General features: G+C 48.4%; 11 protein-coding genes. All 11 read right to left on the reverse strand.

What is annotated here, in order from left to right; translation table 11 throughout:
• Nucleotides 1–16 precede the first annotated feature (16 nt).
• Nucleotides 17–832, reverse strand: a complete 816-nt coding sequence (locus BP97_RS0132935) for a carbohydrate ABC transporter permease (RefSeq protein ID WP_028552880.1) — start codon at nt 830–832, stop codon at nt 17–19.
• A gap of 12 nt (nt 833–844) precedes the next feature.
• Nucleotides 845–1,783: a carbohydrate ABC transporter permease gene (locus BP97_RS0132940; protein WP_028552881.1), complete on the reverse strand. Its 939-nt coding sequence runs from the start codon at nt 1,781–1,783 to the stop codon at nt 845–847.
• Between the two features lie 13 nt (nt 1,784–1,796).
• Nucleotides 1,797–2,801 (reverse strand): Gfo/Idh/MocA family protein, encoded by a 1,005-nt coding sequence (locus BP97_RS0132945; RefSeq protein ID WP_028552882.1) that lies wholly within the window; start codon nt 2,799–2,801, stop codon nt 1,797–1,799.
• A gap of 30 nt (nt 2,802–2,831) precedes the next feature.
• Nucleotides 2,832–4,223: a sulfatase family protein gene (locus tag BP97_RS0132950; RefSeq protein ID WP_036746989.1), complete on the reverse strand. Its 1,392-nt coding sequence runs from the start codon at nt 4,221–4,223 to the stop codon at nt 2,832–2,834.
• 48 nt (nt 4,224–4,271) lie between these two features.
• Nucleotides 4,272–5,078, reverse strand: coding sequence for a sugar phosphate isomerase/epimerase family protein (locus BP97_RS0132955; RefSeq protein ID WP_028552884.1), 807 nt, complete (start codon nt 5,076–5,078; stop codon nt 4,272–4,274).
• A 46-nt stretch (nt 5,079–5,124) separates the two neighbouring features.
• Nucleotides 5,125–6,231 (reverse strand): Gfo/Idh/MocA family protein, encoded by a 1,107-nt coding sequence (locus BP97_RS38310; RefSeq protein ID WP_051621153.1) that lies wholly within the window; start codon nt 6,229–6,231, stop codon nt 5,125–5,127.
• A 200-nt stretch (nt 6,232–6,431) separates the two neighbouring features.
• Nucleotides 6,432–7,862 carry a sulfatase family protein gene (locus BP97_RS38315; RefSeq protein ID WP_051621155.1) on the reverse strand — a complete coding sequence of 477 codons (1,431 nt, stop codon included), beginning with the start codon at nt 7,860–7,862 and terminating at the stop codon, nt 6,432–6,434.
• Nucleotides 7,859–8,479, reverse strand: a complete 621-nt coding sequence (cysC, locus tag BP97_RS38320; RefSeq protein WP_064745765.1) for an adenylyl-sulfate kinase — start codon at nt 8,477–8,479, stop codon at nt 7,859–7,861. The genes BP97_RS38315 and cysC overlap by 4 nt, the downstream gene beginning before the upstream one ends.
• Nucleotides 8,480–8,854: 375 nt before the next feature.
• On the reverse strand, nt 8,855–9,688 hold the full coding sequence (locus BP97_RS0132975) for a carbohydrate ABC transporter permease (RefSeq protein WP_051621157.1): 834 nt from the start codon (nt 9,686–9,688) through the stop codon (nt 8,855–8,857).
• Entirely contained in the window at nt 9,685–10,551 is an 867-nt protein-coding gene (locus BP97_RS0132980; protein WP_028552886.1) for a carbohydrate ABC transporter permease, read from the reverse strand. Before BP97_RS0132980 ends, BP97_RS0132975 begins: the two co-directional genes overlap by 4 nt.
• A gap of 116 nt (nt 10,552–10,667) precedes the next feature.
• Nucleotides 10,668–12,020, reverse strand: a complete 1,353-nt coding sequence (locus BP97_RS0132985) for an ABC transporter substrate-binding protein (RefSeq protein WP_028552887.1) — start codon at nt 12,018–12,020, stop codon at nt 10,668–10,670.
• Nucleotides 12,021–12,101: the final 81 nt, after the last annotated feature.

Here is a 12,101-nt window from a genome sequence, read left to right on the forward strand (position 1 = left end):
CAAATCACTATAGAAGCTATCCTTTAACTGCCCCTGCCGTAATGCCGGATACGAATGTATTCGTTGCAAACAAAAACAACAGCAGCAAGGGAACGGAGGATATGACATATCCTGCAAATTGCATCCCCTGCACTTGATCAAGAGGCCCATGAACACTTCCTAATGCAAGAATGATCGGTTTTACTTTGTCCCCGGAGGTAACAACCAGAGGCCATACATAATTATTCCAGCCTAACAGCGCATTGATGACCGCAACCGTTGATACAATGGGGATGGACAAGGGGAGCGCAATTTGCCAATAGATCCTCACATCACCTGCCCCGTCTACCTCTGCCACCTCAAGCAGATTGTTCGATAGCCCTTCAAAAAAGGTTCGAATCAGCATCGTCGCCATAGCGGAAGCTCCGGCCATCGGTCCGAAGATTTGCGCCCAATACGTGTTGATCAGACCGAAGTTTTTGAACAGGATGAATTGCGGAATAAGGATAAGAAAGGAAGGCACCATCATTAGCATAATAATCAAATAGTACAGAATGCCTTTACCAAAAAAAGAAAATCGGGCGAATGCATACCCTGCCAATGTTGAATTAACAAGCACGCAGATAATAATCCCGGACGTGATAAGAATAGAATTCCATAAATAAGGGGACAGCTGAACAAACGCTTGCACATAATTGTTCACGTGCATTGGAAACGATGGGGACCAGAATTGATGGATGACTTGTTCGCGATATTTCAGTGAAGTAATGATCAGCATATAAAACGGAACGAGCGTCAAGAGCAGCAGTAGTGTCAGAACCGAATAGTTCGTTGCCGTACCTAACCTTCTCATGATTCATCCCTCCTATTCGGCCCGATCGGCAGGCTTGATAAAACGGTTAGCCGCTAGGGTACACACCAACAGAATAAGGAATACGACAACTCCGATGGCGGATGCATAACCAAGCTCGTTGTATTCAAAGCCTTTTTTGTACAAATACAGGGCCGGCGTCAGAGTGGAGAATCCAGGTCCGCCGTTAGTAAGGACAAGCACATTCTCAAAGCTTTGAAACTGCTGGATGAATGCAAGGATGAGAATAAGACGAAGCTGGCTGCGTATCAGGGGGAGCTCAATATGACGCAGTCTCTGCAAGCTGTTCATCCCATCCATGCCTCCGACTTCAAAAAGCTCTTGAGGAATAGCAACCAATCCTGCCAGATAAATCAAAAACGAAATACCCGATACCCACGGAAAGCTGATGAATACGATCGACCATAAAGCGGTGCCGCTCTCGCCCAGCCATGCGTGACTCAGCTGCTCCATCCCAACGACCTCAAGAAGCCGATCCAATAATCCATCACTAACGTAAATCCACTTCCATAATAAAAATACGATAATCTGCGGCACGACCATCGGGAGAACAAACATAAATTTATAAAAAGATCTTACCCCTGTTTGTTTTATGCGAAATACACCGATGGCGGCCAACAGAGGAAACGTCAGTTGAATCAAAAGAAAGCTTCCGGTGAAGAGAGCAATGTTTTTCATCGAAACATAGAAGGTTGTATCGTGGAACAAGGTAATAAAATTGTCCCACCCGATAAACCGATTCACGTTCGCTCCGTTCCATTCATAGAACGATTGAAGGAAAGCATGGACGAACGGCGTATATTTGAACATCCCAATCGATACCAGAATTGGAGCTAGAAATAAATACGCTTTGAAATGCTTCGCTAGCCGCCTTTTCCAGTAGCCGCCCGATCGGATTTGTTCGGGACGATCCATGGACATCCGTTTTGCCAATTCGTCCACCTCCTTACCCTATGGCGGGTACCTCTACCGCATTACCGCCAGATTGATGTGATCGGATGGCCGCCTCAATGACTTCCTGCGCAGCCAATGCTTCAGCACCCGATCCTTCGATCTCTTCAGGCAAAGCCTGCTCCTTCAACTGTTCGATAAAGCGATGGATTCGATTGCCAAACGTATCGTTAAAGCCCTGCATTCCTCGCATGATCGAGTTTTGCATAACGAGCTTTTCACTGCTCTGGCGCGGATAATAGGTGATGTTCTCGTACACATTCTCAATGACGAACCTGCCTTCCGTTCCAGCAGCTTCGCACCATTCGATCGGGTGCAGCATCGACATATCGTAGCTCCCTGTCAAATGGCCGACCGCCCCATTGGCGAATTCCATATTGACACTTGCTGTCGACCATGTCTTACGTCCCGGAGCTTTATTCATAAAAGCCTGTACCCGCTTCACATCACCGAAAAAATACCGCATGACATCAATGGAATGTGGATGCAATGCCCTCATATGAAACCACTCAGTAAAATCCGCTTTATTGTCGATGGTCAGACGCATGTTAATGAACAGCGGAGTGCCGAGCATACTGCGTTCGATCCATTCTTTTCCCTTGGCGGCTGCCGGGGTGAATCGATGATTCAGATTGCAAGCAAAACGTACGCCCCGGTCCGCAGCCGCTTTCACCATAGCCCGTGCTTCCTCGATTCGGTTGGAGATCGGCTTCTCAACGAGCACATCCTTGCCCGCTTCAATAGCGACCATCACGGGTTCATAGTGATGGCTCCCCTTCTCTTCTCCTCCTGTGGCCACACAGACCATATCGATCTCCTCGCTCTCCAACAAACGCCTGAGATCGGTGTAAGCCTTAACCCCGTAAGTTATCGCAGCTTCCCGCACTCGCTCCTCCATAATGTCACAAACTGCGACAAGCTCGGTATCCGGGTGTTGATCATAATAACGACAATGGATTTTCCCAATGTTATTCACGCCGACTACAGCTGTTCGTATCATGGTGGCTGCCTCCTAAAAGTTCTCGTGAGACTACTTGCTCACTTTGTTCGCCTGAAGCGAACGAGCCGTGAGGGAGCTGCCGATATGCAGCGTGTCATACGCTTGTTGGGAGGAGGTGAAGGGTGCATCTCCCTTGCCATGCCACCCAAGGTTCCTGTACATCGGATTCGTACGTCCCGTTTGCTCTTCACGACGCTGAATATGCGCCTCCATCCTTGCGGTCAGCAGCTCGACAATTTCCAGCTCTTGTTCAGCCACGTTGTTGTTCTCTAATGGGTCTTCAATTAAATTATAGAGTTCAACCTCCGGCTTGAAATGAAAATCAGGCTCAAGAGCGCGGATCAGCTTCCAATGAGGCGTGCGCCAGCCATGCTTGCGCATCCATGTACATTCCGTAAGATACAGTTCGCTAACGCGACGATCAGGCTGCCCTTTGATGAAGGGCAATAAGCTCTGTCCGTCTGCTTCCATCGGCTCTTCAATTTCAAGCAGCTCCAATATGGTCGGCATAATATCATGTATCACGCTGACGTCAGACACTCTCTTTCCGGCAGGTACCTTTCCCGGAAACTTGAGAATCAAAGGTACGACCAGCGTACAATCATAAAGTCCATGATGATCAAAATAGCAGTCATGCTCATATAGAGTCTCCCCATGGTCGGAGGTGACAACAATTAATGTCTCCTCTGTCAGGCCCAACGAATCAACGGACTGGATGATATTTTGGATGCATGCATCCATGTAGGCAACGGCTCCATCGTATTGGGCGCACACATATTCCTGATCTGTAACTCCTTCAGGAATCCAAGACTGTAGAAAGTCCGCAAACGGTTTAAACTGATACACCGGTTCCATCGATTGATTGGACGGGTCTTGTTCGTCGCCTCCGTAGAAGATCCTTTCAAACGGCTTCGGAGGTAAATATGGAGAGTGTGGGTCCATATGCCGGAGGAATAGGAAAAACGGCTTGTCGTCCTTTGCCAGACGGTTCAGTTCAGGTAGAGCGACCTTATTTAAATTGTCCGCTTTCGGACATCTTCCTGTTTCATCCGGCAGCCATGCCTCATAATCCAAATAGTTGTCGAAACCTCGTGAAGAAGGATTACCCGTAAAGCCCACACATGTCGTGTTGTAACCGGACTCGCCAAGAACCTCGGCCAATGTCTTGCCTTCTAGTGGCCCCTTATGACGAAGGGCAACCACGTCAGTACCGAAGCAGTCCTTCCCAGTTAGCATCGCTGCATATGCCGGTGTTGTCGGGATGCTCGGACTGAAGTGCTGCTCGAACAAGACACCTTCATCCGCAAGCTTATCTAGATGCGGAGTCGTCAATTTATTATAGCCATAAGCGCTCATTCTATCTCTTCGCAGGCTATCAATGCCTAGAACGATTAAATTAGGCTTCTTTTGGGATGTGGACATTGCTTTCACTCTCCTTTAGTTTCCGTAGAACCCTTTGGGTGTCCAAGATTATCTGGCTCCCAGCTGCTTCAAGCAAGCATTGAGGTACCCGTACGTTTCTGCAGCAATAATGGATACTTGTGCCAGGGAATGTTCCGGCTTCGCACCTATGACTTCCAGAACGACCGGCCCGTCGTATTGGTGATCAACCATAGCCTTGCAGTAATCGAAGAGGTTAATGTCCCCGCGACCGCATGCCTGCAGCTCTATCGGACCCGGTCCCTGCTCTCTTCCTTTGCAATCTCGAATATGAACATGCTTCACTCTACTGATCACAGCGGGCAGCGCATCCTCCGGATTTTCATTTGCCCGGTAAATATGGCTTGGGTCCATGTCGATTCCAAACGCCGAGGAAGATATTTCCGACATGGCTCTGAGCGTAGTAGGCGTATCATGAATCGCTTGACCAATATGCGCTTTCACACACAAGGTGACCCCCAAGGCAGAGGCTTGCTCCGACATTCTCTGAAGCTGTTCAATCGAGCGTTGAATGTCTTCCTCCACACCTGTTTTGCCGCCCGGACCTATATTGACGATCGGGATACCGATTTCTGCCGCAGCCTCGAATGCAGTCAGGAGCCGCTGCTCGTCTTTGACGCTGCCGAACTCCATCGATAGAAAGCTCAAACCGTTGTCTTCCACAACCGATCGAAGCTGAGCCGCCTGTTCCTTCCAGCGAGCAAGATCCAAGTGCTCGCACATGCCTTGAATCGCTGAAATCTCTACTCCGTCAAACCCGCTAAGCGCTATGTGCCGTGCTGCATCGGCAAAATCAAACTCTTTAAACAATACTGAATTGACACCAAGTTTTATCATAATAGATCACACGCTCCCTTTTATTTAAAATCCTATAGGCAAAGGCTTATTTCATGGACAGCGGGTCGCCGTGGAATGCCGGCAGCGGGTGAGGTCTGACTACCGCACCACCCTGTTCATACGACTCGATAACTGCATACGTATATTCCAGCACAGCCAGCGCATCACGGCCGGAGGCACGGATATGCTCTCGGGGAACTCCGTTCGAAATATCTTCCAGAAAAGCATGCAGCCTATTGTTGAAGGTGGTGTTAAACTCCGTCACACCAGATGACGTCACTTCCGGCTGAGGATGGGCTCCAATAACCGGCACCCCTTTTTGTGCACGCCAATAGGATACTTTCTCCACACAGTTTTCAATGTTGAACGTCCCTTTCGTTCCGCCAACCTCCATACTCCACCAACCGCCCAACCCGTAAGTGGCATCGCCTCTCTGGCTGAGCAAATAGCCTGCGGCACCGCTCGCGAACTTAACGTGAATGCTGTTGATCGAAACGGTAATATCACCGGAGCTTTTACGAAAGCCTGCTTGATTAGAAAACGTCTGAACATGCGTGATATCTCCGCAATAATAACGCATGACGCTAAACGGATGGGTTAAGAACGCTTTCATATGAAAATAAGGCTGACCTTTATCTTTTGGGGATTTCGGGGCCGAATACATGTCCTCTCCGCCGTTGAAGCCCATTTTGGCCAAGCAATAAACAGTTTCACCGATATCTCCAGAATCCATATACTGTCTTGCTCTTTCGGCCGGAGCTGAGAAATAATGATTCAGATTACAGCCTAGGGTCACTTTCTTCTCAGCTGCGAACCGGACTAGTTCTCTGCCTTCGCGGATATCATTAGCAAGCGGTTTTTCTATCAACACATGCTTCCCAGCAGCAATCGCCTGCATGGCAGGCTCGAAATGCCAGCTCCCGTTGTCAATTCCGCCGGTCGTCACATCCACAATATCCAAATCCGGCTCTTGCTCCAGCATGTCCTCCAAGCGGTAATAAGCCCTAACGCCATATTTCTCAGCCGCTTTATCAGCTCTTTCCTTCACAACATCGCAAACCGCAACGACCTGACCCAAAGGATCCGTCGCATAGCATTCCGCATGACGCATCCCAATTCCGTTCATTCCGACAATTCCGATTTTCAGTGCCATCGTTCACGCCCCTCCACTTGCTCAAAAAACAAGCGGGGACTGCACCACCTTTCCTGTTCTGGAGTACGAAACCTAACCGTCATAACCCTATTGCCATATATCCGATCTGCTTATATCATAATCCACGCCATATGCCACAGCATTGCTGATTGAGACATCCTTAGAGTCGATTGCGTCAAAGTTATGTGTCGAATGATGATCTACAAACTATGCTTTGTACGAGCATTCTCTAGCGCGTCATAGCGGTCCCGATGCGGGTTCTGTATCCACTCCTCCCACGTTAAGCCTACTGCTCCAAGGATTGACTCGATCCGATGCCGAAATGGCAGCTGCGCTTCTTGAATTTGTTTCATCATCGGGTCCGGCCTCCCGACCAGCTTACCCGTCACATACTGAATCAGCTTATTCTCCAGCTCCTCAGCTAATTCCGGTTCCGAATCGGCCAAATTCACTAACTCATTCGGATCCTGATGCAGATCGTATAGTTCCGTTACCGGCCGCTGAAAGGGTCCCGAATCATAATAACGAATAAACTTATACCTTTCCGTCCGAATTGCCCTTGCCGCCTGCCATGCGCATTCGCTCAAATACACTTCCTCTAGCGTTCCGTCAGCTTCACCGTGAATTGAAGGCCATAAGCTTTGTCCGTCCATCCCTTCCGGATATGTAATTGCCGTTTTATCCAGTCCTGATGGAGAAGCTTTTGCTACTGCCTCCAGAATTGTAGGCATTATATCCGCATGCTGGACAAAGCCTCTAACTCGCAAAGCTTCCGGAACATGTCCCGGCCATCGCATAATGAGTGGAATATGTACCGTAGGCTCATACAATCCGCAATGATCCCAATAAATATCATGCTCGGTCAAGCTTTCCCCGTGATCGCCGAATAGGACGAGCAGCGTCTCTTCCTTGATGCCAAGCTGTTGCAAGGTTTCGTCCAACTCAAGTAGCAAATCATCCAAGTAACGAATTTCAGCATCGTACAGCGCATTCACATACGCCGCATCCGTCACAGGGCCTAACAGCTTGTAATGGTGATGTTTAAAAAAAGGATATGCCGGATGCTCATAAGCCGAGGTCATGCCGGAGCCATCTTCCCCATAAGGGTCCTTATTCTCTTCATAAAAGGGGGCAACGTAGCTCTCAGGAGGCAAATAGGGCGTATGGGCATCCCAATAATGGAGAAATAAGAAAAAATCCTCCTCCTTATGTTCGCGAATCCATGGCAGTGCAAGATCATTGACGGTACGGCCGTCGATCCAGCGTTTTTTCCCAGAGCTGTTCAAATAGTATTGGTACCCCCGGGCAAACCATTCCTTCAAGTTATAGAGATTATCTACGGCACCGGTTGTGAAGCCGGCAGCTTTCAGCATGGAAGGCAGCCACTTTACCTGTTTAGGCAAGTAGCTCAGATCCGACCCATGGGACACTACTCCGCTCGTCAGCCCCACTTTTCCGGTGAAAATTGCCGTATGCGCTACCTCCGTCGGTATATCAGCTGCGTAGGCACGCTCCATCAATACGCCTTCCGATGCAATCCGATCTATATGGGGACTTGTCGGTTTGCCATATCCATAACAACCAAGGCGGTCCGCACGCAGTGTATCGAGGGAGATCATAATGATTTTCATCGGTCGTCTCTCCCTTGCGCGCCTTCTTTCACCTCATCTAGGCCTTCCTTACCTGCCGCAATACACGACTGCACTGTCCATTCTGCCGTGTTCCAACGGTTTCTCAGCAGCCAATCCATTATCTGCTCTGTATTCGATTCTACAGATTGCTTCTCCGTATCAATGATGAGGTCCGCTTCGTCCGGTTCCTCATATGCATCGGAAATGCCTGTGAAATGTTGAATTTCCTGACGTCTCGCTTTGGCATACAGCCCCTTCACGTCCCGTGCCTCACATAGCTCGAGGGAACAGCTCACATACACCTCTACATATCCGTTCACGTGTTCCCGCAAATAATCACGCATTTCCCTGTAGGGAGTAATAGCGGAGACCAGGACGATGATGTCGTGTCTGGACAGCAGATTTGCAATGTAAGCCATCCGTTGAATATTTTCTATCCTGTCCTTCCTGCTGAAACCCAACCCATTGCCAATCGCTGCGCGAATCGCATCCCCATCAAGCAGCTCAACGGGGCGTCCAGCTTCCTTCAGCCTTGCGTATACTTGCATTGCAGTGGTTGTTTTCCCTGAACCTGAGAGACCTGTGAACCAAAGTACACTACCGCTGGAGCTTTCCATGTACTCTCCTCCTTAGAGTTTTCTTATGAAAACTCACTTCGTAAGCTTTGACTCCTTTTCGTTAGAAAACCTGGGCTGTAGAGAAAACCTAACCTTTCAGAAGTGGTTGAGGTACTCCGGTGGGGTATCCCCTTCCGGCCGCTGTTGTTATCGCTCCTGCAGGGGATACCCCACCTACCGCCTTTAGCTTTTTTCTGAAATAAGGGTCACTCCAACCTGGTGAGTTTTCTTGCGAAACTCGCTTCGTAAGCAACTGCATAGAGTTTTCATATTAAAACTCGCTTCTTATCTCTTTTAGTTTACTTCGCTCCAGAAGGGGGTTCATTGTGCATTCAGCCAACTACATGGTCAAAGCAGCCTTAAATCCGCTATAGACTAGCCTTTAACGGAGCCGGCCGTCATGCCGGCGACGATTTTTTTATTAAAGAAAATGAACAAGATTAATGGAGGGATGGATATCAACACCACATCTGCGAACAGCAAATTCCAAGAAGTGATATACATGCTCATAAAGTTGTAAAGCGTAAGCTGTACGGTGGCATTCTCAGAGCCGGGCAGGAAATAAAGCGGATTGACGAAATCGTTGAACACACTGACGGATTGAATAATAATGATGGTTGAGGATACGGGCTTTAATAGCGGAAAAATGATATGCGTAAACAGCTTTAGCCCACCGCAACCATCCATGAACGCACTTTCATCGATGTCCCTGGGGATCGTCGCCGTAAACGCTTTATATAAAATAGCGCAAAACGGGAAATGCAAAGCAATTTCGACCAAGGTGAGCCCCGGCAGCGTCTTGAACAGTCCCACGGAATTCAGCACCCAGATAGTAGGCACGACGGCAGGAGGAATCATCAATCCGGCTAGCACCAAAAAATTTATAGTCGCCGCTCCCCTCCCCTTCTCCCGCCGCTGAAGAACAAAGCCTGCCAACGAGCTGACAATAACCAGTCCGGCTATTGACAAGACCGTCAGGAGCGTGCTGTTATAAAACGCGCGAACCAGCATATGATCCGCCGCCGACAAAACCGCTTTATAGTTATCTACAATATGAAAAGAGTCAGGCCAAGCCATACTCATATCCGCTGCTTTGGTCGGAGATTTGAAGGAATTAATAATTACAAAATAGAAAGGGACCCAGAAAATGACGGTAGATACCAGCAGAAGAATAACGCTGACTACCGTCTTTTGCACTATACGGTTCACAGGTCCACCTCTCTTCTGTTTAAGAACATGTATAGTGGAAACGCGAGGACCGAGATGGCAATAAACAAGATTACATTACCTGCTGTAGCCAGTCCGTAAAAGCCGGCCTGGTATTGCTTATAAATAATGGAAGCAATGAGGTCGGTTGAAAAGCCTGGTCCTCCCTTCGTCATTGCCCAGATCAGGTCAAATGTACGCAAGCCTCCAATAAACGCCAAAATGATAATAGAGTTCATGGCAGGTCTGCTGAGCGGCAGGGTAATATGCCAAAAGCCCCGGAAGGCGTTACCTCCATCAATCTTCAAAGCTTCGTAATAATGCTGGGGAATAGACATGATCCCGGCGATGTAAATAACCGTAGCGATGCCGACGCCTTTCCAAACATCCACGAAAGCAACGGACAACAAGGCGATGCTGGTATTTCCCAACCAGTCAGGTCCATTAATACCCATTGCGGCAAGCGCAGTATTAATAACCCCTTGCGTCGGGTGCATCATGGTACTAAAGGCAATTCCGACTGCGATAGTACTTAATAAGGTAGGAAAAAACACCATCGAACGGAAGTAATCCTTAAACCAGATTCTCGACGTCAACAAGGTCGCGAGCAGCAGTGCAAGGATTACCTTTAATCCACATGTAACAACGGCGAAGATCAGTGTGTTTTTAAACCCAATTTTGAGCGAAGACTCGTCAAAAAACATAATGTAATTGTCCCAACCTATAAACTGCCATTTAGTTAATGTCCAGCGCGTCAAGCTGAAAAATAAAGACATGATGGTAGGAAGCAGGTAAAACACGAAGTAAATGATTCCGGCAGGCAGCAAAAACAAATAAGAGTACATTTTCTTTTGACTTAGCGTCATCTGGATCCTTCCCTTTCATGTGGATAAAATCGGCCCTGCAGCGTTTTGCAGGGCCGGCATATCATTTTACTGAGAGTTGTGAATGAAATCCACAAGCCATGCTGGCCTCTGACCGTTTACCAACCTGGAAGATTAAGCTGCTGCGCTTGTTTTTTTACATCTTTATCATAGTCGGCAGCTCCGTCCGCTGCTGATTTTTGCCCGGTTCCAACTTCTATCAAGATACTTTCCAAGTTAGGGCCTTTGACGGGAGAAATAAACTCTAGCGCCGGCAGCGTTTTTCCATTGTCAAAGTACGGCTGCATATCCTTGACCGCCTGGTATGCATCATCCGGAACCTGAATTCCTTTGACAACGAAAGGTCCATTCGCCTTGCTCTTAGACATATAGGCTTTCTGTCCTTCCTGAGAAATCAGGAAGTCGATGAATTTCTTGGCTGCTTCGACGTTCTTGCTCTTTTTATTAATATAGTAAGAGCTCGGCATCCATACCGTGAAGCCGTTCAGGCTTGCGTTATCGCTAGGGGTTGGAAACACGCCGATATCTTTGACCTTATCCGGATAGTTTTGTGCTAGGGCATCGATGGCACTGGTCAGCATCGGGTACTGGACGCCGCTGCCTTCCGCAAGCATTTTTAACGCCGTATCATACGTGGTAGCGAGAAAATCCTTATTATAATAACCTTTTTTGAACACCTCGCTGGTCATTTCAAAGCCGCGAAGCGCCGCAGGAGTTGTAGCATACTTGGCTTTATTGGCTGTATAATCCTTGGCAAACGTCGGCAGCTGTGACTGGACATTGTATTGATTAGCAAGCACGAACAGCTGCGATGTCCAGGTCGTTTTATACGAGCCGATGATAGCGGTTTTACCAGCTGCTTTGATTTTATCGCTGTTAGCTATGAACTCAGCCCACGTTTTCGGGACCGTTAGTCCAAGTTCGGCGTAAACCTTTTTGTTATACAAAATACCGCCCACATTGGATGATCCCCCGGGAACACCGAAGACTTTTCCATTGGAGCTGACCGTCTCCTTGTACGAATCCAGCAGATTGGCCATGAACGGTTCCTTCGATAGATCGACGAAATTTTCCTCCGGATTCAGCGCTTGCAGCAGCGAGCCTGAGTTGTAGTACAAAATATCGGCCATTTCGCCTGTCGCCAAACGAGTCTTGACCAGGTTGTCCCCTTCAGTGCCGTCCGGTTTAATGTCAAACTTGATTTTGATATTCAGCTTTTTTTCCGCTTCTGCAGCAACCGCTTGTGTAGCAGGGTATGGCGTACCCGTGGAACCAATAAGGAGAGTAAGTGTGGTCGGTTCACTAGATTTGCCTGCAGGGGGGGCAGACGGGTTGGTACCGGGTGCGGATGTAGCACCTCCTGTCGGTTGTGTCGAAGAGCTGCATCCCGCTGCCAGTACAGAAATCAACGCTGCGTAGGAAATGACTGTAAACATGTGGGCTCGTTTCATGTTTCGTTCCTCCTTTTTTGCAAACCGGCTTATGATCATCTTCCGATCTTTATGTACTCGCACAAGGGTTTGATTTGCTGT

The organism is Paenibacillus sp. UNC451MF (genome assembly GCF_000686845.1).
GTDB lineage: Bacteria > Bacillota > Bacilli > Paenibacillales > NBRC-103111 > Paenibacillus_S.